23 protein-coding genes are annotated in these 23,215 nt (G+C 38.6%); 16 read left to right on the top strand and 7 right to left on the bottom strand.

Going from position 1 to position 23,215, the window contains the following annotated elements; genetic code table 11:
- Nucleotides 1-198: 198 nt before the first annotated feature.
- Nucleotides 199-906 (bottom strand): DUF3581 domain-containing protein, encoded by a 708-nt coding sequence (locus PVK70_RS08560; RefSeq protein ID WP_130047840.1) that lies wholly within the window; start codon nt 904-906, stop codon nt 199-201.
- Nucleotides 907-1,116: 210 nt separating this feature from the next.
- On the opposite strand from PVK70_RS08560, the gene PVK70_RS08555 reads away from it, so the two are divergent.
- The 9 genes from PVK70_RS08555 (at nt 1,117) to rplT (ending at nt 8,800) form a co-directional block, all read left to right on the top strand.
- Nucleotides 1,117-1,665 (top strand): phosphatase PAP2 family protein, encoded by a 549-nt coding sequence (locus PVK70_RS08555; protein ID WP_130047839.1) that lies wholly within the window; start codon nt 1,117-1,119, stop codon nt 1,663-1,665.
- Between the two features lie 62 nt (nt 1,666-1,727).
- On the top strand, nt 1,728-3,080 hold the full coding sequence (yegD, locus tag PVK70_RS08550) for a molecular chaperone (protein ID WP_130047838.1): 1,353 nt from the start codon (nt 1,728-1,730) through the stop codon (nt 3,078-3,080).
- 71 nt (nt 3,081-3,151) lie between these two features.
- Entirely contained in the window at nt 3,152-3,469 is a 318-nt protein-coding gene (yqfB, locus tag PVK70_RS08545; protein WP_130045358.1) for a N(4)-acetylcytidine aminohydrolase, read from the top strand.
- 17 nt (nt 3,470-3,486) lie between these two features.
- Nucleotides 3,487-4,569 (top strand): site-2 protease family protein, encoded by a 1,083-nt coding sequence (locus PVK70_RS08540; protein ID WP_130045359.1) that lies wholly within the window; start codon nt 3,487-3,489, stop codon nt 4,567-4,569.
- Nucleotides 4,570-4,652: 83 nt separating this feature from the next.
- Nucleotides 4,653-5,399, top strand: a complete 747-nt coding sequence (locus PVK70_RS08535) for a sporulation protein (RefSeq protein ID WP_130047837.1) — start codon at nt 4,653-4,655, stop codon at nt 5,397-5,399.
- Nucleotides 5,400-5,621: 222 nt separating this feature from the next.
- A complete protein-coding gene (gene thrS, locus PVK70_RS08530) occupies nt 5,622-7,550 on the top strand; it encodes a threonine--tRNA ligase (protein WP_130045361.1) in 1,929 nt (642 codons plus the stop codon).
- Nucleotides 7,551-7,553: 3 nt separating this feature from the next.
- Nucleotides 7,554-8,105: a translation initiation factor IF-3 gene (gene infC / locus PVK70_RS08525; RefSeq protein WP_130047836.1), complete on the top strand. Its 552-nt coding sequence runs from the start codon at nt 7,554-7,556 to the stop codon at nt 8,103-8,105.
- Nucleotides 8,106-8,212: 107 nt separating this feature from the next.
- Nucleotides 8,213-8,407 carry a 50S ribosomal protein L35 gene (rpmI, locus tag PVK70_RS08520; protein WP_005419080.1) on the top strand — a complete coding sequence of 65 codons (195 nt, stop codon included), beginning with the start codon at nt 8,213-8,215 and terminating at the stop codon, nt 8,405-8,407.
- A 39-nt stretch (nt 8,408-8,446) separates the two neighbouring features.
- A complete protein-coding gene (gene rplT / locus PVK70_RS08515) occupies nt 8,447-8,800 on the top strand; it encodes a 50S ribosomal protein L20 (RefSeq protein ID WP_045102152.1) in 354 nt (117 codons plus the stop codon).
- A gap of 74 nt (nt 8,801-8,874) precedes the next feature.
- On the opposite strand, the gene PVK70_RS08510 is transcribed toward rplT, so the two are convergent.
- Genes PVK70_RS08510 through PVK70_RS08485 form a run of 6 tightly spaced genes read right to left on the bottom strand, consistent with a single transcriptional unit; the run spans nt 8,875 to nt 13,419 of the window.
- The gene (locus tag PVK70_RS08510) at nt 8,875-9,654 is read right to left on the bottom strand and encodes a heme ABC transporter ATP-binding protein (RefSeq protein WP_130047835.1); all 780 of its coding nucleotides are present in this window, start codon (nt 9,652-9,654) and stop codon (nt 8,875-8,877) included.
- Nucleotides 9,654-10,691: a FecCD family ABC transporter permease gene (locus tag PVK70_RS08505; protein WP_130047834.1), complete on the bottom strand. Its 1,038-nt coding sequence runs from the start codon at nt 10,689-10,691 to the stop codon at nt 9,654-9,656. Before PVK70_RS08505 ends, PVK70_RS08510 begins: the two co-directional genes overlap by 1 nt.
- A 9-nt stretch (nt 10,692-10,700) precedes the next feature.
- Nucleotides 10,701-11,549 carry a heme/hemin ABC transporter substrate-binding protein gene (locus tag PVK70_RS08500; protein ID WP_130047833.1) on the bottom strand — a complete coding sequence of 283 codons (849 nt, stop codon included), beginning with the start codon at nt 11,547-11,549 and terminating at the stop codon, nt 10,701-10,703.
- Nucleotides 11,546-11,965 (bottom strand): ExbD/TolR family protein, encoded by a 420-nt coding sequence (locus PVK70_RS08495; RefSeq protein WP_130047832.1) that lies wholly within the window; start codon nt 11,963-11,965, stop codon nt 11,546-11,548. The genes PVK70_RS08500 and PVK70_RS08495 overlap by 4 nt, the downstream gene beginning before the upstream one ends.
- Nucleotides 11,962-12,645, bottom strand: a complete 684-nt coding sequence (locus PVK70_RS08490) for a MotA/TolQ/ExbB proton channel family protein (RefSeq protein WP_130047831.1) — start codon at nt 12,643-12,645, stop codon at nt 11,962-11,964. The genes PVK70_RS08495 and PVK70_RS08490 overlap by 4 nt, the downstream gene beginning before the upstream one ends.
- 21 nt (nt 12,646-12,666) lie before the next feature.
- Nucleotides 12,667-13,419: an energy transducer TonB gene (locus PVK70_RS08485; RefSeq protein ID WP_165367226.1), complete on the bottom strand. Its 753-nt coding sequence runs from the start codon at nt 13,417-13,419 to the stop codon at nt 12,667-12,669.
- Nucleotides 13,420-13,575: 156 nt separating this feature from the next.
- On the opposite strand from PVK70_RS08485, the gene hutW reads away from it, so the two are divergent.
- The 7 genes from hutW to PVK70_RS08450 all read left to right on the top strand — a co-directional run bounded on the left by hutW (nt 13,576) and on the right by PVK70_RS08450 (nt 23,214).
- Complete coding sequence (gene hutW, locus PVK70_RS08480; protein WP_130047829.1) at nt 13,576-14,952, top strand: heme anaerobic degradation radical SAM methyltransferase ChuW/HutW; 1,377 nt, start codon at nt 13,576-13,578, stop codon at nt 14,950-14,952.
- Nucleotides 14,942-15,472: a heme utilization cystosolic carrier protein HutX gene (gene hutX, locus PVK70_RS08475; RefSeq protein ID WP_207216402.1), complete on the top strand. Its 531-nt coding sequence runs from the start codon at nt 14,942-14,944 to the stop codon at nt 15,470-15,472. Before hutW ends, hutX begins: the two co-directional genes overlap by 11 nt.
- A gap of 52 nt (nt 15,473-15,524) precedes the next feature.
- On the top strand, nt 15,525-16,052 hold the full coding sequence (hutZ, locus tag PVK70_RS08470; protein ID WP_011261844.1) for a heme utilization protein HutZ: 528 nt from the start codon (nt 15,525-15,527) through the stop codon (nt 16,050-16,052).
- Nucleotides 16,053-16,327: 275 nt separating this feature from the next.
- The gene (gene tssI / locus PVK70_RS08465) at nt 16,328-18,385 is read left to right on the top strand and encodes a type VI secretion system tip protein TssI/VgrG (RefSeq protein ID WP_130047827.1); all 2,058 of its coding nucleotides are present in this window, start codon (nt 16,328-16,330) and stop codon (nt 18,383-18,385) included.
- Nucleotides 18,385-19,239, top strand: coding sequence for a DUF4123 domain-containing protein (locus PVK70_RS08460; protein WP_130047826.1), 855 nt, complete (start codon nt 18,385-18,387; stop codon nt 19,237-19,239). Before tssI ends, PVK70_RS08460 begins: the two co-directional genes overlap by 1 nt.
- Nucleotides 19,236-22,496: a T6SS effector BTH_I2691 family protein gene (locus tag PVK70_RS08455; protein WP_130047825.1), complete on the top strand. Its 3,261-nt coding sequence runs from the start codon at nt 19,236-19,238 to the stop codon at nt 22,494-22,496. The genes PVK70_RS08460 and PVK70_RS08455 overlap by 4 nt, the downstream gene beginning before the upstream one ends.
- Nucleotides 22,483-23,214 carry a hypothetical protein gene (locus PVK70_RS08450; protein WP_130047824.1) on the top strand — a complete coding sequence of 244 codons (732 nt, stop codon included), beginning with the start codon at nt 22,483-22,485 and terminating at the stop codon, nt 23,212-23,214. Before PVK70_RS08455 ends, PVK70_RS08450 begins: the two co-directional genes overlap by 14 nt.
- Nucleotide 23,215 lies beyond the last annotated feature (1 nt).

The following is a 23,215-nucleotide window of genomic DNA, read 5'->3' as shown; positions in this document are numbered from 1 at the left end:
CAGATAATTGCGTAGGAAAAATCGATTAGAGCAAGGCATAAATTACAGTAACTAGTGGTTCTAATTACAAAATTTATAACGTAGATATAATCAATTTTAACAAGCAAGGATGATCAAATACTTATGTAGATTGGTATAACAAAGCACCAAGTTAACAATAACTCAGTGCTTATTAAATAGCGTATTTTATTGTGTTATTTATACAGTGTAATTTTCTTTTAAAGCACTGAATCGTTCAACAAGATCATCAATTGCATCTTGTTCATAAGCTTTTAAGCCTGTAGCGATCATACGCTTAGTGCCATGGCCCACTTCTTCACCGTTTTCAGTGAATTTAAAGTTTAATTTAACAAGGCCACGTTTTCCTTCAATGTCCATCGTCGCGCCAGTGAATTCAACCTTAGGTGTGGAAATATCTAAACGAGTGAATTCAAGATCCATGCTTTCATAAATAACCAAAGGACGTTGGCAGTTGATCATTAACTGCTTTTCTTCCATCAATGGCACCAAGATGTGAGGAAAGTTCATACCTGAAAACTGCACATATTGTTTAACGACGTGTTCAATAAATTCAGGATTAAGGTTTTTTTCACCGCTACGCTTTACATGCAGGTACTGCTTGTCATTATCATCAGATAAAGAATAAACACCTTCTTCAGCATGATTAATGTGGAGAGCTGTCCCGCCAGATACCATGCCAGCAAAGTCAAAGTGCATTTTGTTACTAATGCCTGTTTTAGAAAGCAAAACAGCAAACAATAAATCACCAGGAACACAGAAACGTTTTGAATCTACGTCATGTATAGGGTTGAAATCACCAGCTACTTTTTTTGCAAAGTCACTTGCTTGTTGACGGGTGAATTCAAATGAATTATCTGTTTGTGAAAAATATTGATTTAACTGCATAATATATTTGGTAAAAACCTAGATAATGAAATAACAGGCTCAGTATAACCAATCTCTCATCGTTAAATGGTCTATCCAGTCATAATAAACGTAAAAACAGCGATTTAAACGTTTCAAAATGGCGATAAATTGACAATTACTTCACGTTTTAGTCGTTATAATCTCAGAAATAATACCTACATGCAGTGATTGCTTAAATAAAGGCTACCAATGAAATCGTTAGTAAAAATAGGAATAGCAGGTTTATTTATTTTTATGAGTTCTTTTACTTATGCAGAAGAGAAAAAATCAGGAGATATGGCCGCAGACATTGGTACGGTTGGAATCCCAGTGATTGCGGGGTCGATAGCTTTATATAAAGAAGACTATGATGGGTTTTGGATGTTCGCTAAAGGAGCAGCATACACGCTAGTTGCAACACAAGCATTAAAATATACCGTGAAAGAAGAGCGTCCGAATGGCGAAGATAATCTTAGTTTTCCATCAGGGCATTCATCATCAGCATTCCAAGGCGCATCCTATCTACAGTTTCGTTATGGTTGGGAGTATGGTCTTCCTGCTTATATTGGCGCAGGGTTAGTTGGATATTCACGAGTAGAGAATGAACATCACTATTGGCGAGATGTTATTGCTGGAGCAGTATTGGCAACAACGATCCAATATTTAGTGACTGACAAGTATATAGACTCAAATCAAGTAATGATTGTGCCTGTAATTAATCAAGATCAGGTTGGAATAGCAGCATCTTTCTCATTTTGATTGGCAAAGCGGCAACAAGCGAGTAAAATCAGCTCCCTTTTATCGAAGCTAGGTGTACAACAATGTTTATTGGATTTGACTACGGAACCGCTAACTGCTCAGTGGCGACCATTCTAGATAATCAAGCGAAACTATTAAAGTTAGAAGGGGATAGTACGTTTATTCCTTCTGCATTATGTGCGCCTACACGAGAAGCGGTTTCTGAATATCTTTTCCGTATTTGGGGCGTTCAACCAAGCACAGATATTAATGAGCGCTTACTTCATACTGCAATTTCTTTTAACCGCGAAGAAGATATTGATGTCGATGCTGAGTCGATGACATTTGGCCAAGCCGCTCTAAATACTTATATTGATGATCCTGAAGAGGTGTATTACGTAAAATCACCAAAGTCTTTCCTTGGTGTTTCTGGTTTACGTGATGTTCAAGTAAGCTTATTTGAAGATCTTGTTACTGCAATGATGAAAAACATCAAAAATAATGCAGAGCAAGAATTACAACAAGATATCACATCGACCGTGATTGGCCGTCCTGTTAACTTCCAAGGTGCAGCAAGTGATGATGCCAATACACAGGCGATCTCGATCTTAACTCGTGCAGCTATCCGTGTCGGTTTTAAAAATATTGAGTTCCAATTTGAACCTGTTGCTGCCGGTCTAGATTATGAACAAACACTGACCGAAGATAAAACGGTACTGATTGTTGATATCGGTGGTGGTACAACAGACTGCTCAATGATTCAAATGGGACCATCATGGCGTGATTATCATGATCGTACTAAAGGAATTTTATCTCATAGTGGTTCACGTATCGGCGGTAACGATTTAGACATTCATTTAGCGCATCGTCAATTAATGCCACTATTAGGTTCTCAAAGCCGCACTCATAAAGGCCTTGAGTTACCAATGACACAGTTCTGGAACCCAATTGCAATTAATAATATTGTTGCTCAACTGGATTTCTTTGGATTTGGTAATCGCAAGCACCTTTTACAGATGATGAACGATACTCAAGAGCCGGAAAAATTGGCTCGCTTAATCAAGCTGTATGATGAGAAACTAAGCTACAAATTATTGCGTGATGCAGAGCAAACGAAAATCGCGTTATCAGAGCATCTAGAGCATGCGATTGATCTAAGTTACTTAGATGAAGGTTTATCATTATCTCTTAATCAGTCTGATTTAGCGGAAGCGATTGCAAAACCACAAGACAACATCAATAAGTTAGTAAAAGAAGCGATTCAACAAGCGGGTAAAACGCCTGATATTATTTATGTTACAGGTGGTTCAGCGCGCTCTCCAATTTTACGTGCAGCCTTACAACAACAGTTACCAAACATCGAAATTGTAGGTGGTAATTACTTTGGATCAGTAACTGCCGGTTTAGCTCATTGGGCAAATTACTGCTTTGGTTAATGAACAGTATTATATCAATAATTAATTTTCGAGCTGCATTGTCGCAGCTCGAATTACATTAGGAAAACACAATGAAAGTAGCACCAACAACAATGACATTCTTTGAGCGTTTTGAATCAGATATTTTATCGAGCAAAAAAGTCATTACTATCCGTGACGAATCTGAAAAAGATTACGTTGTAGGAACAGAAGTTGAAGTGAGCACTTATGAAGACAACCGTCGTTTTTGTCGTTTAGCGATTGATGCTGTTGATCCAATTAGCTTTGATGATCTTAACCAGTACCATGCTGAGCAAGAAAACATGACGCTAGAAGAACTTAAAAATATTATTGAAGAGATCTATCCAAATAAAGGTCAACTGTACGTTATTTCATACCATTTAGTATAAGAAAGTAAAGGTAAGTAATGGAATTATTATCTATCGATTTTTTAGGCCAACCATTGCGCTTAGAAGGTTCTATGGCGGGTTGGCAGCAAGTATTTTGGAGCAATACTTTAGTTGCACAACAAGCGGCGTCTGCTGATCATCAAGATCATTACGTGCATGAATTTCAGCTCAATCAAGGCGAAAGTATATTAACTTGCCGCTTGGAAGCTACAGTGACATGGCAGCCTTTTCTTATTGAGTATCGTGCAATGGTTGATGGCCAGTTGATTGCAGAAGGCTCTCGTAATACTAAAGATATCGAGCAGCAAGTACCGCATACGCCAATTAAAGCTGAAAGAAAATTCAGCTTGATAGGGCTTGTTTCGTTAGGGATGAAAGCGTTAAAAAGTGCAAAGTTAATTAAAGTGGCTTTAGCTTCTGCCAGTATTGCCGCGTACTCATGGCTCTTTTCTATTGAGTTTGCATTATCACTTATTGCTTGCCTTGTATTTCATGAATACGGCCATATTCGCGCAATGAAATACTTTGGTATGAAAACGAAAGGTATCTACTTAATCCCGTTCCTTGGTGGTTTAGCACTCAGTGATGAAAAAATAAACACACGTTGGCAAGATGTTGTTATCTCTATTATGGGGCCATTCTTTGGTTTGATTCTCTCCTTAATATTGATGGTAGTTTATTGGATAACCGGCGAGATGTTCTTTGCTGGTCTTGCTGTATTTAACGCCTTTTTAAATCTATTTAATTTATTGCCAATATTGCCGTTAGATGGGGGACACGTACTTAAAAGTATCAGTTTCTCAATGAACAGTAAGTTAGGTATTACATTATGCGCATTAGCTGCAGTAGGTGGTGTTATATTAAGTTACCAATTAGGTCTCGCACTTTTTGGTTTCTTACTTATTATGGGAAGTCTTGAAATCGTATTTGAATGGCGTGCTCGTCATCATAGTCATTTACTGCCTCTCGATAAGTATGGCCAATTGGTATCAGCGGCATGGTATGTAGGTTTAGTTAGTTCACTTATAGGAATTATTTGGTATTTCGCTAGTAGTGGTGATGCCTTGTTACAATTACCAATGCAGATTTTAGGAACTTAATCTTTAAGTACCATACTAAGGCTCTATATAAGCCATATATAGATGAAGTAAAATAAGAATAAACATAGAAAAAGGACGAAAGGATGTTTAAAAAGCTAAAGGCGTCATTAGGTATAGGTGCTGCAAAAGTAGATACCATTTTAGAAAACCCAGAATTATTTCAAGGTGATACACTAATTGGTACGGTTCACATCCAAGGTGGGGATATTGAACAGCAGATTGATGCTATTCATCTAAAACTTAATACGGAAGTGAAAGTTGAAAGTGACAGCGGAACCAGTTATCAAACTCTAACCTTATTCCATACTCAGGCGGTGAATCCATTTACTATTCAAGCCAATGAGAAAAAGGAAATGCAATTTACGATTAAATTGCCAGATGAGACACCAATTACAGCATTAAATGTTCGTGATAACCATTGTGATGTTTGGGTTGAAACTGTTCTAGATATTGATTTTGCGATTGACCCAACCGACCGTGATTTACTGATTGTTAAACCAATGACCGTTGCAGCAACGATCATTCATCAAATAGAGCAAGCAGGCTTTAGTATGGTGAAAGCAGATGTAGAGCAGGGCTACCTTAATGGTGGTCACTTTAAATCGCACTCAGGTGGTTACCAAGAGATTGAATTTAGAAGTAATGGATTCATGAATAAAAAAGAGATAGAGCTGTCGTTTATTCTCGATGGGCAAGTACTTCATTGTTTAGCTGAAGTCGATAGGTCGATGGGTTTTAATCGTGGCGACCAATATGTCTCTTTTTCACTAAATACAAATGCTTCAAGCGCAGAGATACATAACGCAGTACAGAAAATTTTACGCGTTTAGATAAGGAAAATTACTTATCACTTAAAAAAGAATCGACATCATTTTTGTGATCTCGATTCTTTTTTGCATTAGCTGATTAAGAGTCGTACAATGACCGACTTGTAAGTGTTCCCGACCTTTGTGTGGTTGATTGATCCTTACATCTTAGACAATCTATTATTTAGACTTATTAATTTTTAGCATGTGTTGCTTCGTGTGCAACACCACTGTAAAGGATAAAACATGCCTGTAATTACTCTTCCAGACGGTTCTCAACGTCAATTCGATAATGCTGTTTCTACTATGGATGTTGCTGCTGACATCGGTCCAGGTCTTGCGAAAGCTTGTATCGCTGGTCGTGTTGATGGCGTTCGTGTTGATGCGTGTGATTTAATTGAAAATGACGCACAGCTTGAAATCATCACAGCAAAAGATGAAGACGGTTTAGAAATCATTCGTCACTCTTGTGCGCACCTTTTAGGTCACGCAGTTAAGCAGCTTTTCCCTGAAGCTAAAATGGCGATTGGTCCAACTATTGATAACGGTTTCTACTACGATATCGATATGGAGCATTCTTTAACGCAAGAAGATCTTGATAAGATTGAAAAGCGTATGAAAGACCTTGCTAAAACCAAGTACCAAGTAATCAAGAAGAACGTAAGCTGGCAAGAAGCGCGCGATGCATTCGATGCTCGTGGCGAAACGTACAAAATTGAAATCCTTGACGAAAACGTATCTAAAGACGATCGTCCAGGTTTATACCATCATGAAGAATACATCGACATGTGTCGTGGTCCTCACGTTCCAAACATGAGCTTCTGCCAGAACTTTAAGATTCTGAGTGTAGCTGGTGCATACTGGCGTGGTAATAGCGACAACAAAATGCTTCAACGTATCTATGGCACTGCATTCCAAGATAAGAAACTGCTTAAAGCACACCTTATCCGCCTAGAAGAAGCTGCAAAGCGTGACCACCGTAAGATTGGTAAACATCTTGATCTGTTCCATATGCAACAAGAAGCACCAGGTATGGTTTTCTGGCACCACAACGGTTGGACTATCTTCCGTGAGCTAGAAGTATTCGTACGTGAAAAACTAACAGAATACGATTACCAAGAAGTTAAAGGCCCATTAATGATGGACCGTGTACTTTGGGAGCGTTCTGGTCACTGGGATAAATACGCTGAGGCGATGTTCACAACAAGCTCTGAGAACCGTGAATACGCTATCAAGCCTATGAACTGTCCTGGTCACGTTCAAATCTTTAACCAAGGTCTGAAATCATACCGTGATCTGCCATTACGTATGGCTGAGTTCGGTTCATGTCACCGTAATGAGCCATCAGGTGCTTTACACGGCATCATGCGTGTTCGTGGCTTTACTCAAGATGATGCACATATCTTCTGTACAGAAGCACAAGTGCAAGATGAAGTGAAATCATGTATTGAGATGGTTTATGATACATATACAACGTTCGGTTTTGAAAACATCGTAGTTAAGTTATCTACACGTCCTGAACAACGTGTGGGTTCTGATGAAATGTGGGACAAAGCAGAAGCCGATTTAATCCTTGCTCTAGAGTCGATGGAAATCGCTTATGAGATTCAAGAGGGTGAAGGTGCATTCTACGGACCGAAAATTGAATTTACTTTGCATGATTGTCTGGACCGTGCGTGGCAATGTGGTACAGTACAACTCGATTTTGCATTACCAGAGCGTTTAGGGGCAACTTACGTAGGTGAAGATAACGAACGTCACACACCAGTGATGATTCACCGCGCGATTTTAGGTTCTCTTGAGCGATTCATTGGTATCTTAATTGAAGATTACGCAGGCTTTTTCCCAACATGGTTGGCTCCAGAACAAGCAATTGTAATGGGCATTACAGACAAACAAGCTGATTATGTACAAGAAATTGCAAAAAAACTGCAAAAAAATGGATTTAGAGCCAAAGCGGACTTGAGAAATGAGAAGATTGGCTTTAAAATCAGGGAACATACTTTGAAACGTGTTCCGTACATGCTTGTTTGTGGTGACCAAGAAATGGAAGCTGGCGAAATTGCAGTACGTACTCGTAAAGGTAAAGATTTGGGTAAATTTAAAATTGATGATTTTGTTGCATTCCTGCAGCAAGAAGTTAGTGCCCGAACGCTCAATACTGTGGAGGAATAAGGTATTAAAGGCGGAAAAAGAGCCCAACAGCCGGCTAAACAAAATGCTCATCGTCTAAACGGTGAAATTACTGGCGTTAAAGAAGTGCGCCTTACAGGTCTAGATGGCGAATCAGTTGGTGTCGTTTCACTAAATGAAGCGTTAGACGTTGCACTTGAAGCAGGTGTCGATCTAGTTGAAATCAGCCCGAATGCCGAGCCACCAGTTTGTCGTGTGATGGACTATGGCAAATTCCTCTTCGAAAAGGCTAAGGCTGCTAAAGAACAGAAGAAAAAACAAAAACAGGTTCAGACTAAAGAAATTAAATTTAGACCTGGAACTGATATTGGAGACTATCAGGTAAAACTACGCAACCTGACTGGTTTCCTTGAAGACGGCAACAAAGTGAAGGTAACAATTCGCTTCCGTGGCCGCGAAATGGCTCACCAAAACATCGGTGTTGACGTTCTTAATCGTTTGAAAGCGGATACTGAAGAGTTTGCTCTAGTTGAATCTTTCCCATCGAGAATTGAAGGTCGCCAGATGATTATGGTGTTGGCCCCTAAGAAGAAGTAATTTAGTGCATTCAAGTAGTAAAGTGGGGTAGCTGCTCGCAGTTATCCTGTTTTATTCGCCTAATTACTATATGTTTAATCACGCAACAATGCGGAGTTATATTCATCATGCCTAAGATGAAATCAAACAAAGGTGCTTCTAAGCGTTTTAAGAAAACTGCTGGTGGTATCAAATTTAAGCACGCTACGAAACGTCACATCCTGACTAAACGTACTACTAAAAACAAGCGTCAGCTTCGTCCAAACTCTCTACTTCCAAAATGTGAAGTAGCAGCAGTTGCACGTATGCTTCCATACGCATAATTTTTAGTATTTATTTAATTTTAGTTTAGGAGAGACACAATGCCTCGCGTAAAACGTGGTGTACAAGCTCGTGCACGTCATAAGAAAGTTCTAAAACAAGCTAAAGGTTACTACGGAGCACGTTCACGTGTTTACCGTGTAGCTTTCCAGGCAGTTACTAAAGCAGGTCAATATGCTTACCGTGACCGTCGTAACAAAAAGCGTGTTTTCCGTCAACTTTGGATCGCTCGTATCAATGCTGCAGCTCGTCAAAACGAGATGTCTTACAGCCGTTTCATTAACGGTCTTAAGAAAGCATCTATTGAAATCGATCGTAAGATCCTAGCTGACATCGCTGTATTCGACAAAGTAGCATTCGCTGCTCTTGTTGCTAAGGCGAAAGCTGCTCTTTAATTAGAACAGTTTCAAAGGCTTTAAGACTAAATAAGGAGAGCACTAGCTCTCCTTTTTTTGTTTGCCACAAAAACTTATGCAGCAAAAACCACAGGGAAATTCAACGTGGGGTGAGCTTGCACTAAGGTTTTGTGTCCATAAACCGCTTCTATCATTTCTGCTGTTATTGCCTCCCATGGCGCTCCGTCTGCTTGCAGCTGTCCATCTTGAAGAACAATGACTCTATCTGAATATTGTGCCGCTAAATTCAAATCATGCAGTACCACAATAACCGCAGCGCCTTCATTTGCTAAGTCCTTCGCTAATCTTAACGTATTGTGTTGGTGTGAAAGATCTAACGCTGACGTTGGTTCATCTAGCATCACGATCTTCTGTTGATGTTGGCTCACTTGGGTTAGCACTCGCGCTAAATGAACACGTTGCTTTTCACCACCAGATAAAGAGGGATAGGATCTTTCAGCTAAGTGTTCAATTCCTGTTTTTTGCATCATGCTCGATGTAATTTCTCGTAATGCTTTATTGGATAGCGCTAATGGCAATCCTCCAAGTTCAACCACTTCATTTACATTAAAAGCAAAGGATAGGGTACTATGCTGAGGAAGAACCCCAAGTTGTTTTGCTAATTCATTACCATCCCATTGATCTTTTGTTTTTCCGAAATAACGAATGTCATTAAACGAGCTGATTTCATCACATAACAATTTCAGTAATGTACTTTTTCCGGCACCATTTGGCCCAAGTAGTGTTGTGACTTCACCACAACGAAGATCTAAGTTAATGTCATCTAAAATTATTTTAGATCCAATGCGATAAGAAATGTTGTTGGCTGAGATAGCTAATGAAGAAAGGCTCATTAAATTTTACCTCGTTGGGTAAAGAGTAAATACAAAAAGAAAGGCGCGCCAATAATGGCCGTCACGATACCAACAGGCAGTTCAGCAGGGCTAACGGCAACACGGGCAAACATATCTGCTGCAGTTAATAAAAGACCACCAAGTAATGCTGAAAGTGGTAATAAGGTTTTATGGTTTGGTCCAGATAGCATACGACCAAGGTGAGGGATGATTAATCCAATAAACCCAATCATTCCAGATAAGCTAACGGTAATACCAACACCTACAGCACTTAAAATGATCATACGTTTCTTTAATGATTGAACATTAATGCCTAAATGTTTTGCCTCCGCTTCACCAAGAAGTAGGGCGTTAAGTCCTGACGCATTTTTCATAAATAAAATAAGCAAGGTGATAAGACCAATACTTGCAAGCAGTAGGTCATTCCACTTTGCTCCGGCTAATGATCCCATAGACCATAACGAAAGATCACGCAGCATTTGATCATCGGCAATGAAATTCAAATAGCCAATTCCAGCACCAGATAACGCGCTGATAGCAACACCAGCAAGTAGCATAACGGTGATTGAGGTGCCAAATTTACTGGTTCCTAATCGATAGACAATGAGCGTGGTTATTGCGCCACCAAGAAAAGCAAAAATAGGTACAGCGGCAAAATTCATAAAAATAGGAAACTGCTGAGCAACGGATGAAAATAATACGATTGCCATTGCTGCGCCAAGAGCGGCCCCCGCAGATACACCAATGATCCCTGGTTCAGCAAGAGGATTGCGAAATAATCCCTGCATGACAACACCAGAAATAGCCAATATGGCACCAACAAGCATACAAAGGATAGTTCTTGGTAGGCGAACTTGATGAATGATCAAATTGATGTGTGTCGGAATTTCAGCGGTTGACCAAGGCATAAGGCTATGAAAACTATCACTTAGCGTAATGTTCATTGGCCCTGTCGCAATGGAGCTTACTGCGATAATGAGCAGAGAAAAGCCACTTAACCACAGTAATTTTGAATAAGAGAGGTATTTTAACAACATAATAATCACTTAAGGGTAAAGAAGGGTATTCAAACGAGCAGCCTCATCAAGTGTCGCCAAGCCAAGGCCACCGACGAGTGCTGAGCCATCAATACCAATAATTTGTTTATTAATACCAGCAGGTGTGGAGGCTAAGGTTGGAATCGATTCGATAATGTTATCAATGCCTTTTAACTTCTTGATACTACGGTTGCTGACTAAAACAACGTCAGGTTGCATTGATATCATTGCCTCCATTGAAATAGGTTTAAACGATGATATCGATGAGCTTGCAGGGTTATTCGCTCCTGCTAAATGGATCAATTCATCCATTGTCGTATCACTGCCTGCCACATAAGGTGCTCTGCCTTCATGCAATAAAAGGTAAATGACTTTTTTCTGTTTCGCTTTACTTGGAATATTACTGTTTAGTAACGCGACCTTTTTATTTACTTGATCCTTGATGGCTTCTGCTTGCGATTGATGTTGAGTAATAGAGGCGATTTCGTCAATACGATTTAATAAGCCTTGAACCGTTGGTGTCGTGTTTACGATATTCACCTTTACATTCGATTGAGAAAGTAAATCTAATGTAGTTTGTGGTCCCATTTCATCGGAGCCAATAATTTGTGTTGGCTGCAAAGCCAGTAAGCCTTCTGTTGATAATTGACGGTGATAACCAATTTTAGGTAAGGATTGTGTCTGCGGCATTTTGCTCGTTACATCAACGGCAACAAGAGAGTCTTCCGCACCTAGTGCATAAATTAACTCCGTAACGGCACTTCCAGCACTAATAATACGCTCTTGTGCTGTACTAATGGATGAGAATGAAAGCAATGCTATAGCAAAGAAAGAGAAGGTAAGTTTAGAATTAATCATGATTTATTTTCGTCCATTAAAATTTGAGTCGCTTTAATATTATTGTCTTGTAAAAAGGCCAATAATTTCACCATATGCTGAATTTCAGCCGTCTTATCAGAGGCGATAACCACTTGAAACTCAGGCTTACTTTTTACTTTTTTCAGTAATGCGCTAGTAAAGGAAGGCCAAGTGGAATAGGAATGGCCATCCAACCCCCAATATGGCGGTTGTTCTAATATATTGATGGTAAAAGATTGACTGTCTACGTCACTTACCGATTCGGTATCCGTTGTCGGTAAGCTCACTTCTAAAGATTGAAGTTTCACGGTAGCGGTGAGTAATAAGAAGACCATTACGATGAAAATAATATCGAGTAAAGGGGTCAGATCAGGCTGAATGGATTCTTCAGCAGCAGAGGAAGGTGACTTAATCATGCATTCACCTTGATGATTTTATGTTGGATGTTCTCACTCATTGAATCATTTGAGCTAAATACGCCTTCAATCCACAAATTAGTGTAATTTAATGAATGCTCTAAACGTGACAAGATACGATCAGCCCATAAGCCTAGAAGCTGTGAGCTTGCGATAGCAGGTAAGGCAATGATCAAACCAATTGCCGTTGTACGCATTGCTAACCCTAAACCATCAGCCAGAATATTTGGTGTAATAGAGCCCGTTGTTGCGGCTACCTCTTTAAACATATCAATTAAGCCAAGAACCGTACCTAATAAGCCGAGTAATGGGCTGATCATGCCAATAAGAGCTAAAAGACGTAATCCAGTACGTAATTGATGACGTTTTTCTTGAAGCCATAATCCTGCCACATCCTCTCGTAATCCTTTTTCAAAATCACGATGAGCGAGTAGCATGGCATTGCCTTTTGCTGAAAGGGCACGACGTTTTTTCAACTCTTGAATAAAGGAGTGAATGCCTTGTGTATCGTCTTTTTTTAATTGAGTTAGTGTTGACTGTATTTTTTTATGAGAGCAGCCAGAAAAAAGTAAAAGCTGAATGGTTCGTTCAAGTAACAAGGCAAGAGTGAGTAATGAACACGCTATTAAGGGTAAAGCCATAATGCCAAGTTGTGAATATAAGTGTGAAAAGTTAAGCATAGTTAAATCCGGTATAACTGATTAATTAAGTGAAAATCGGACAGGGATCTGCACACGGTGTGCAATCGCTTGACCATTGATCATTTGAGGTGAAAATTGCCAATCACGAATTGCATTAAGAGCAGCTTCATCAAGGACTTGTGCTCCTGATGAGGTGATTAACTCTTGTTTGATTTGTTTTCCGTTTTCATTTAGCCAAATTTCATATAGCGCAGTACCTTCAATGCCTTTACGTTGCGCTATGCGAGGATAACGTGGTGCATTAGGGCGTGTTAAGAAACTCGGTTTTTGGACTAATTGTGGCTTTTCTGTTGCCCCTGATTTAGAAGCGACAGGTTTCGCTGTTGATTCTTTTTCAACAGGTTTTTCTGTTTTCTTAGCCGTATTCGTTGTTGGTTTGGTTTCTACTTTTTCTTTAAGAATCTTTTGTTCGGGCTCAATTGGCTTTGAAATCGTTGGTTTTTTTACCACTTTATTTTTAGGTTTAGACTTTGGTTTAGATTTTACGGGTTTCTTTTCCGCCACTTGTTTTTGAACTGTCTTTTCAACGGTGGCTTGCTCCTTTGGTTGCTCTTTCGGTTTTATTACCTCATTTTTTTTCGTTTGCACTGATTGAGGGGTAGGAACGCTTGGTGCGACAAACTGGATATTGACGTGTGAGGAAGTACTACCTGTAGGCATAGCAAAGGCTTTTTTTTCAGGAACAGACCAGATAAGAGCGGTATGAATAGCTAATGAAATACCAGCTGCCGCTAGATAACGAAAGTTCAGCACGAATGTCTCCATTTAATTCAGTACTTTTTAAGATGACAACATTATAAACAAAACAAGAATGAGATCAATTATCAATTGCATTCTCATTTGAAAATACTTTATGATATAAAAAGAAGCAAAACTCTTTGAAGTAACGAGTTAAAAAGAATTGAAATCATGAGAACAGAAATTGACTTAAATCAGCTACCTATTTCACTTGTCGGTGAAAGTACACCAGAGCCATTGCTGTATGCCTTTCAAAGAAAAGCATCCGCTCATGCTGGGGGAGGCGCAATGCCTATCTCGGCAGATTTGTTTAATGAGCGTTTTTCTTCCGTTTCATCAGAAACCACACAGATCAGTAAACATCGTTGCCTCTATGTACATATTCCTTTTTGTCGTGTGCGATGCACTTACTGCAATTTCTTCCAACACGCTTCAAGTAAGCAATTAGTACAAGAATATTTTGATGCCTTATTAGTTGAGTTGAAATGGAAAGCACAGCTCGCTTGGACTCAAGCTGCGCCATTTCATGCGGTATATATTGGTGGTGGAACGCCTACGGATCTTACTGCAGATCAAATTGAACAATTGGGTAAAGCTATTCGCTCTCAGTTTCCATTAACCCCTGATTGTGAAATTACGCTAGAAGGGCGAATTAACCGTTTTGACGAAGAGATGTTTGATAAGTCATTAGAAGGTGGCTTTAATCGTTTTTCATTTGGTGTACAGAGCTTTAATACAAAAGTAAGACGCTCAGCCAAGAGGCTTGATGATAAAGAGTATGTATTACGTCGTATTCAAGAATTGAGTGATTCAGAGCAAGCACCCATTGTGGTTGATTTACTTTATGGCCTTCCTTATCAAACCTCCGAGATCTGGCAGCAAGATCTCAACGATTTTTTAGAGACAAACGCACATGGAGTTGATCTTTATCAGCTGATCGAAATGGGCGGAACTCCTATGAAAGGCATGATTGATAAAGGCAAATTGCCACAACCCGCATCAACCGAAGAAAAAGCGTATATGTATAAATATGGTGTGGATTTTATGAACAAACATCATCTTAATCGCTTGAGCGTTAACCATTGGGCACGCAGTAATCGTGAAAGAAGCATCTACAACAGTTTAGCTAAAACCACTGCAGAGGTATTGCCAGTGGGGTGTGGTGCTGGTGGTAATCTTGGTGGTGTAGGCATTATGCAACATCGTACGTTAGACGCCTATATTCAGTCAATTAACGCTCAACAAATGCCGATTGCAATGATGACACAATCCGCTTCTTCAGCAGGATTATTCTCAATGATTAAAGCAGGGTTTGATCGTGGTGTTCTATCAAGAAAAGCATTAATGCAGCAGACGTCAGAGGATGTCTATCAATACTTAATGCCATTATTTAAACAGTGGCAAAACAATGGATTAGTTAAGGTTAATGCCGATTATTTAAGTTTAACGCTAGCGGGTGAATTTTGGGCAGTGACTTTAGCACAAAGTGTGATATCTGCTTTATCAATGACGAACAAACAGCCTGTTTTTAATGAACATGCTGCATAAATTTAATCAACATAATAAGAGTATTCCAGTGAATAAACACGTTATCGAATTATTAGAAAATGACCCATCATTATTACCAAGTGATATTGCTAAGCAACTGTCTATTAGTGAAGTCGAAGTGGTTAAATCATTACCTAAAGAGATGGTGACTATGGTTTCTGGCCTGAAAACCCAAGAGATTTTAGAAGGGCTAGTAGGTTTTGGTGATGTAACGACCATCGTGCATTCATTTGGTTCTATCTTTGAAGTGAAAGCGCCGTTTCCAAAAGGGAAAGTTGCACATGGTTACTATAATCTGATGGGGCGAGAGGGGCAGTTACACGGTCACTTAAAATTAGATTTAATTCAAGATATCGCACTGATTAGCAAGGCGTTCAGAGGGACAGAAAGCCATTACTTTGGCTTCTTTAATCATGAAGGGCATTCTGTATTTAAGATCTATTTAGGTCGAGATAAAAAGCGTCAACTTATTCCAGAACAAGTTGAAGCGTTTACTGTCTTAAAACAAGAATATAAATAAAAAATAGTCAGCTCAGCATACAACTCAGCACCAAATTTAAAAGGAAAGAAAAATGAATTCAAATGTTAAGCAGGAAAGATTACAAAATCGTCTTGGTCCTGAAATTCAAGAGTTTCGTGATTCACGTAAAACCCTTCAATTAGCAACAGTAGATTGCGAAGGGAAGCCAAACGTAAGCTACGCTCCTTTTGTGTTATTAGAAGATGGTTACTATGTGCTGATCTCAGAGATAGCACGTCATGCAAGAAATCTGCTACAAAACCCTGATGTGTCGTTAATGCTTGTCGAAGATGAAGATTCATCGAAACAACTGTTTGCTCGTAAAAGACTGACGTTTGATGCGACGGCGATTCTAATTGATAGAGAAGAAGCCAATTGGCAACTTGCGGTTGATGAAATGAAACAACGCTTTGGCGACATTATCGACGGCTTGAGTTCGTTAGAAGATTTTAAAATGTTTCGTTTAAAGCCAATTCAAGGATTGTTCGTGAAAGGATTTGGTCAAGCGTTTCAAGTGAGTGGTGATGATCTTGTCGATTTTGTCCATCTAGATGAAGGGCACAAGAAAAGAACTGCTTAATTCCAGCTACATAACATCAATAGAATTTAAGACTAAAGCTCAATATTTTGGGCTTTTTTTATGTCTATTGATTTTGAACGTTGGTTGATTTTTTTAAATGGTATTAGTGACTAATAATTTTGGCATGAATTTTAGTTTGATTGATTTTCAAGCGTGGAAGTGTCGTTGATCGCATATTTATTCATCAAATTAGAAACTAAATATTAACTTGATATCATTCAGTATGAATTTTACTAAGTAACTGATTAATCTATTAATTAAAGGCTGAGTTGACCATGCAGGATGCTAATCAAGCTAAGTTTGATTTGGATGTAACGACAATAGAACTACCTCTTCAAGTTTATGAATTTACAGGTGAAGAAAAATTAGGAGAGAGCTATCAGTTTGATATTACCTTTATTTGTGAGGACCCAGATCTTATTTTAGAAGAGTGGTTACAGCTGCCTGCACGACTAAGTATCTATGGAGATAATGCAAATAGTGATACCAATACTCGGTTTGTTCATGGTGTTATTCAATCTATGGAGCAGATTAGTACATCATTTAGATTTAGCACGTATCGGCTATCATTAGTTCCTGTTTTTTCTTTGCTATCACTTCGTCATAATTATCAGATTTTTCAACACAAACCAATACATGACATCATTTCAGAAGTTTATTCTAACGCTGGTATTTTAAATCATCATTATGAGATTGAGCTTTATCACGAGCATAAAAATCGAGATTATTGTGTGCAATATGGTGAAACCGATGCGCAATTTGTGCAACGCCTAATGTCAGAAGAAGGATTAATTTCTTATTTTGAACATACAGAATCGCAATCGAAATTAATTATTTCCGATGGCAAAGAAACCCACACAAATCTTCCTGAACTTGAATTTATGCCTGAAAATGGCATGGCACAAGAGAGCGATGTGATTTATTCACTGGCTAAAGAACAGAACATTCAAACCGGTAAATATTCAATAAAAGATTATGCTTTTTATCAACCAAAGCAAATAATTCAAGCAGAAAAAAGTTCTGAGCAGAAAGAAAACATCGCCAGTGAAGAGGCGTTAGAGCATTACGATTATCAAGCTTTAGAACAAGCCAACCTTTATCTTGAAAGTAAACGTACTAATCAAACGATATTACGTGGAGCGAGCGACAGTCCGCAATTAACACCAGGGTATTTTCAACCCATATCAAACCATCCGATAGAAGAGTGGAATACCAGTTGGTTAATTACTTCGGTTAATTACGAAGGTAGACAACCGCAAGTGTTAGAAGAGCTTGCAGAGGGGACCTCTCATTTTGAATCTCGTTTTCAATGTATTCCTTGGTCAGTTCCTTACCGTTTAGCAAAAATAGAGAAACCCCGCATTCATAATATTGATACAGCAATGGTAACGGGGCCTGAGAATGAAGAGATCTATTGTGATGAATATGGGCGAGTAAAAGTGCAATTTCATTGGGACAGAAATGGCCAAGCTGATGAGAAAACAAGTTGTTGGCTCCGTACTTCACAAGGATGGGCTGGTAATCAATACGGTCAGTTTGTATTGCCAAGAATAGGACACGAAGTGATTGTTAGTTTCATTCAGGGGGATCCCGATAAACCCATCATCACAGGTTCACTGTATAACGGGGATAATAAACCTCCATATACACTGCCAGAGCATAAAACACGAAGTACATTTAAAACATCAAGCTCCATTGGTGCAGATAATTTTAATGAGCTGCGCTTTGAGGATAAAAAAGCGTCAGAGCAGATCTATATTCATGCAGCGAAAGACATGGATAGCCAAATTCAAAACAACCGTACTAGCGAGATATTTAATGATGATCACTCTGTTGTGCATCATGATCAATTTCATCAAATTACCAAAGATAATCATCTGACCGTGCAATCAGATAATTTAAGCTCAATTAAAGGTGACGCACACCAGCAAGTATCAGGCTCTGTTCAACAAAAAATCCAAGGCAGTCGACTTGATCAAATAGGCACCGAGTTACATATTAAGGTGGGTAATAAAGCAGTGCTTGATGCTGGCAGTGAGCTGACCATCACCACAGGCAGTAGTACAATGAAGTTAGATTCTGGTGGTATTCATCTACTTGGAGCGGCCATTGATTTAAACAAAGGCGGCAGTGCAGGAAGCGGTAGTGGATATGCAGGTATAACAGCAACTCAACCTATCATGAAGCAGAGTGAAGTGGCAGGTAGTGTAGCTGAAAGCGCAACTGCCTTTGAATACACAAGGAGTAAAATTCACGCCACTCGTCAGATCGAGGCATTAAGAACATTGGATCCAGTCTGCGAGGAATGCGAGCAAGAGCAGGGGCAAGAGTAATGGAAACAGAGTGCTTTGATTCTCTGAATATTGATGACTTCACCTCCTTCTATTTGATGCTAGATACAAGTCAGAGTGTTGACGTATTAAAACAATTGTATCAATTAGACACGGTGATTGAGCAAGAACCTCTTTATTTGTATGAGCCTTGGAATGAGTTGATATCTGTCTCTCCTTATTTGGTAAAAGCAACGCCTGTTATTGCACAATGGTTTGAAAGCCAACGTGGTCAACTAGACGGTTTCTTATTCAGTTCGGCGTTAGATCTAGAAAGCCTTGCAGAGCATTTAAGAAGTGTGATTAAGGTTCTGTCGCCTTACGGTTCATCTATCATATTGAAATCCGCGCATTCAGGGTGTGCCAATGTTCTATTCTCAACAGGAACAGATTGGTATTGGCAACATATTGAAGAAGTATGGCTTCCATATAAAAAGGGATGGCTCCATTATCTATCGCCTTGCATTGAGGTGAAAAGCGAGAAGCCTTATCGTTTAACGGATGAACAATGGCAAGCGTTAGGAGAGTTAGCGACTGAAAATGCCTATGCCTATGCACTTAATCATGTGGAGTATTTCTTCCCACATTGCTTAGAAAACGTAACAGATAAACAAAAATGGATTCAGTATTGGTTCGATGCCGCTTATAGCAGAGGGTTTCAAAATGAGACTGACGTCTGTCTATTTATGAATGTGATGGGATATTTAGGTAAAGAAGCGATCACAACCGATAAATACCCAAAAATCACCGAATTGATCTATCAAACATCGCAGCAAACCCCAGAACAAAGAATCAAACAAGCGGCGGATTTGGCCTATCAATATCGTCACTCTATGCAAAAGGATTTACAAGAATGAGCGAAGCAAACAATGCGGCCATGTGTGGCAGTAAAAAAGATGCGAAAAACCCAGCAGGGGCTTGCCCTGTAAAGTTTGGCGTTATTGATATCATTCCGGTTCGTTATGCGATTGATGATATGGATAATGAAGAAAAAGAGCAAAAACACCCATTACTTGATACCCATAAAGGTCACGGCTTTTTTGATGTTGCTCATTCAAAATATACATTAAGACAATTAAGAGACGGTTGGCTTTACGTTTATAGCAATAAAGATAAAACCTTTCATGAATATCAGGTGAAAGGCTCTCAATTCATTAAGATTGACTGGGGCTCAAATGAAGCCGATAAAGCACCAGAAGAGAGAGGGCAAGCAGGAGAGGCTAAAAGCTGTTTGTCTTACTCTAAGAATGACACATTAACCATATCATTTTCTCACCAACGTTGGACATGGCGCTTATGCGAACACATGCGCTCAAATACTCAATGCCGAAACGAATGGATGCGAACTGTCGACTTAAAAACCTATTCAAACACATTAGAAATAGAACACGGTGGTGGCATGCGTGATTTTGTTCATGCTGTTTCTGATATTGGTACGCCAAAGCCCTCCGATACCTTGTTTGGAAAAACATGTTCACCATTAAAAGACGATGATCCCTCCGATGATGAGTTTCATCTCGCTACTCATAAGAAACCAGTATTAGAAACCGACTATCAATGCGATTTACTAGAAAAGAACAGCGCTTTGTATATCGCACTGGATGATCAGTTGGCAGATATAACGGATCTGTTTTTGAAGTTGTCAGAAACATACGTGCGTATTGTTGAACTACAAGGAACAGAGGAGGATGAGTACAAAGCTCAAATGGCTGAATTAACACGATCTTTAGCAAGGGTAACATTTAGTGATGATCAACTTCCTGAACATATTAAATCAGATCCAATTGAACGGTTAAAGCTAGAAATAGAGATAAATGAGTATTTATACCAAGAGCAAAATGTCCAACAATCTTCAGCATCTTATGAATATCATGTCGGCGAAGGGGTAGAAAATACCTCATGGTATAAGGCGTTAGAAGCGAAAAAACAAACCATAAAAGAGCGGTTTAATTTTGAAATCAAAAAGGAACATACTTCTCAGTGGAAAAGGCAATATCGAAATTTTGATGAAATTCGATGGAATGAATTAAACGAATACCTATTTGAACAATACGATAAATTATCAGAAGTAGAAACATTAAATAGTAAGTTAGTTTATCAACATAAAGAGGTAACAGATGCCATTGAACAGGTGGGCGTCGATCCTATGTATTTCGGAATTGATAACCAAACAGAGGTTGGTCAACGTTATTTATCCGAACTATTTTCACCAATAACCGTTGAGCTTGTTCAATCGGCTTTTAATGTTCCGGAAATTAAGCATTATTTAGAAAAAATGCTAGATCTGAGTAAACCAAACAATTTATTAGCATTAGCCCCGTTTGCTTACTCAAAAGAAGTGGTGGATGAGTTAACCACTTACTCTGAAGGTGGCGCTGCACTTAATATGAGCAGCCCAAGCGACATGATCGCATTGCATACTCGATTATCAGAATTCGATACATTAACAGGTGACGTAAGAATTCAAGATTCTGATTGGTACAAGCTGGTTCATATCGATATTAAAGCCGTGTTTGTTGCATTTATTGCCAGTAATAAAGCCAATCCGATACTGCAATTTCGACCTTCGATGGAGATGCTCAACGCAATTCAACCTCGAACTAATCAATTCAGTGCCCTTAGTTTTATGACTCGCTTCAGAGTTCTCATTATGGAAAATCTAGCAGATAGCAGTTTTATTGTTTCTGTAAATCCTAATTACCCTAAAGAACTGGCGGCATTTAATAAAAAACATGATCAGTTTTTATTATCTAACAGTAAAACAATGGCTGCGATTATTCGGAAAGAACAATTTGCTGCCGTGTTAGTACAAAAAACGTCTGAATTTATTTCAGAGAACATGCCTCAAATGCTTAAGGTTTCGCAAAATGGGTCAAGCTTAAATATAAAAGGGGCAATCAGCAAAAGCGTGGTAGAGAGTTGGGCTGCATATAAGAATACAAAGGCAGATCTTGTTAGTTTTTCGGAAAGGAAGTGGAAAGGATCAGCAAGTTGGAATGGGGTTGTTGCAGCATTAAACATTTGGAACTCAATGACCGTTTTTTCAAATTTACTTCAAAGAAACCAAGAGAGTAAGACGACAGAGGAATATAAATCAGTCGCCGCAGAGGTTGTTTATACGGCTTCTTGGACAGTAAATGCCTGCGCTTTGGTATCAAGAGACGCTGCATGGGCTGAAGTGATGAAAGATAAGCGTGTATTAAAATTACAAAGAAAACAAGCTATTGATATAAATAAAAAACTCATTACTAAATTTGTAAATCTAACTCGATTAGTGGCTGTTACTGGATTAATCGCCAGTGTATCTGAAATTTATTATGTCTATCAACGCTTAGATAGCCCTCTCTTATCAAAAGAGGAAGTGCTAGCTGAAAAATTGAAAGTTATTTCGTTAATTGGGCAAGCTGGTATTTTTACAACTCAACTAATTTCATGTTTTATGAATGGTTCAATAGGCGCTATTTTTGCTCCTTGGATGGTTATTTGGTTAAGTGTATTTGGTATTGCTTATATTGCAGCAACGGTATTCATTAATATGTTTAAACGAACCGATATGGAGTTGTGGTTAGTGCAATCCATATGGGGAGTAAAGACGGTTAAGTGGTCACCAGAAATTGAACTAGTTAACTTGCAAAACATATTAAATAAACCAGTAGCCCAGATAGACACTGGAATAGTTAGAACGTATCAGGCAAGTACGTATTCAGACAAACAATGGACGTTAACGATTGAGTTACCTGATTACTTATCCAATAAATGGTTTGGAATTAAAGTAATTAAAAACTCATCTAAAAAAGCAATAAAACATTATAATTTCATTGGAAATAACGAGGTCTACCAATCAGAAGTAGAAGTCAATTTTACTAAAGTAAATAATGATAATAATTGTTATCAAATGAAAATTGAACGAAACCATTCAGAAGATATTTCTAATATAACCATTTATTTAGATGTTTTAGCCAATAGAACACCTCATGTTATTTCTTATTCAGGTTTTCAAGGTGGTAGCGGGGATATAAAGTTAAATGTAAATAAGGTTACTTCATTTAATGATTATTCAAAAAAAGAAAACTTAGGTATGGAGATTGTGAGGTTAAATAATGCTAACTCATAAAGATATAGATAATACAGACAAAATAGAAACCATGAGAATGGATTTATACAACGAAGAAGTACTCTATGAGTATGAAACAATAGAGCATCAATATTTGGGGTATTTTGTGGCATTGTTATGTTCATTATTTATTTTTTGGATGTCGTATGATTCTAGTCATGATGGACTTGATGTTGGAGAGATTATTATTTACGTAGGAGGTGGGCTTTTACTTAATTTGGTTTTTATTTTTTTTGCATCAGCCGATATAAAGCGGATTTACAAGTTCACTAAAAACGGAATATTAACCGAGCAGGCAGATGTGGTACCTGAGTATGCTTATCAATGTATACGAATGATAGGTCGAGTGGGTGTCGTAGTATGTTTAGTTGCAGTTGTTTTTGTTGGCCCTATGGCGTTTGTTGGGGCTGGAGCGAGTGCGTTACTCTCATTCAAACTGGTTAACTTTAGGTTGAAAGCTATGATGTTTGAAACTTTGTATTTCGATGAGTCAGTGATAATTAAATCATCAAAAATAAACTATATAACGATAGTTCCAAATGCTCAATTATTATTGTCATTGGATGGTATTTTTTGCAATAAAAAAAATGCAAATGATATTTTCAATACCTTGAGGGATTTTTATCCAAATGGTCATTTTTATGAGGTAGAGGAAGAAGATGATATTTATTCCCATTATAAATATAAAGAGTTCTTACACCCAATGGATCAAGATTGAT

Origin of the sequence: Aliivibrio sp. A6 (assembly GCF_028765505.1) — a bacterium.
Lineage (GTDB): Bacteria > Pseudomonadota > Gammaproteobacteria > Enterobacterales > Vibrionaceae > Aliivibrio > Aliivibrio finisterrensis_A.
This window is presented reverse-complemented; position numbering and strand designations above follow the sequence as displayed.

Excerpts from the sequence above, each read along its gene's own strand:
- PVK70_RS08560 (WP_130047840.1), bottom strand. The coding sequence starts at position 906 with ATGCAGTTAAATCAATATTTTTCACAAACAGATAATTCATTTGAATTC.
- PVK70_RS08555 (WP_130047839.1), top strand. The coding sequence starts at position 1,117 with ATGAAATCGTTAGTAAAAATAGGAATAGCAGGTTTATTTATTTTTATG.
- yegD (WP_130047838.1), top strand. The coding sequence starts at position 1,728 with ATGTTTATTGGATTTGACTACGGAACCGCTAACTGCTCAGTGGCGACC.
- yqfB (WP_130045358.1), top strand. The coding sequence starts at position 3,152 with ATGAAAGTAGCACCAACAACAATGACATTCTTTGAGCGTTTTGAATCA.
- PVK70_RS08540 (WP_130045359.1), top strand. The coding sequence starts at position 3,487 with ATGGAATTATTATCTATCGATTTTTTAGGCCAACCATTGCGCTTAGAA.
- PVK70_RS08535 (WP_130047837.1), top strand. The coding sequence starts at position 4,653 with ATGTTTAAAAAGCTAAAGGCGTCATTAGGTATAGGTGCTGCAAAAGTA.
- thrS (WP_130045361.1), top strand. The coding sequence starts at position 5,622 with ATGCCTGTAATTACTCTTCCAGACGGTTCTCAACGTCAATTCGATAAT.
- rpmI (WP_005419080.1), top strand. The coding sequence starts at position 8,213 with ATGCCTAAGATGAAATCAAACAAAGGTGCTTCTAAGCGTTTTAAGAAA.
- rplT (WP_045102152.1), top strand. The coding sequence starts at position 8,447 with ATGCCTCGCGTAAAACGTGGTGTACAAGCTCGTGCACGTCATAAGAAA.
- PVK70_RS08510 (WP_130047835.1), bottom strand. The coding sequence starts at position 9,654 with ATGAGCCTTTCTTCATTAGCTATCTCAGCCAACAACATTTCTTATCGC.
- PVK70_RS08505 (WP_130047834.1), bottom strand. The coding sequence starts at position 10,691 with ATGTTGTTAAAATACCTCTCTTATTCAAAATTACTGTGGTTAAGTGGC.
- PVK70_RS08500 (WP_130047833.1), bottom strand. The coding sequence starts at position 11,549 with ATGATTAATTCTAAACTTACCTTCTCTTTCTTTGCTATAGCATTGCTT.
- PVK70_RS08495 (WP_130047832.1), bottom strand. The coding sequence starts at position 11,965 with ATGATTAAGTCACCTTCCTCTGCTGCTGAAGAATCCATTCAGCCTGAT.
- PVK70_RS08490 (WP_130047831.1), bottom strand. The coding sequence starts at position 12,645 with ATGCTTAACTTTTCACACTTATATTCACAACTTGGCATTATGGCTTTA.
- hutW (WP_130047829.1), top strand. The coding sequence starts at position 13,576 with ATGAGAACAGAAATTGACTTAAATCAGCTACCTATTTCACTTGTCGGT.
- hutX (WP_207216402.1), top strand. The coding sequence starts at position 14,942 with ATGCTGCATAAATTTAATCAACATAATAAGAGTATTCCAGTGAATAAA.
- hutZ (WP_011261844.1), top strand. The coding sequence starts at position 15,525 with ATGAATTCAAATGTTAAGCAGGAAAGATTACAAAATCGTCTTGGTCCT.
- tssI (WP_130047827.1), top strand. The coding sequence starts at position 16,328 with ATGCAGGATGCTAATCAAGCTAAGTTTGATTTGGATGTAACGACAATA.
- PVK70_RS08460 (WP_130047826.1), top strand. The coding sequence starts at position 18,385 with ATGGAAACAGAGTGCTTTGATTCTCTGAATATTGATGACTTCACCTCC.
- PVK70_RS08455 (WP_130047825.1), top strand. The coding sequence starts at position 19,236 with ATGAGCGAAGCAAACAATGCGGCCATGTGTGGCAGTAAAAAAGATGCG.
- PVK70_RS08450 (WP_130047824.1), top strand. The coding sequence starts at position 22,483 with ATGCTAACTCATAAAGATATAGATAATACAGACAAAATAGAAACCATG.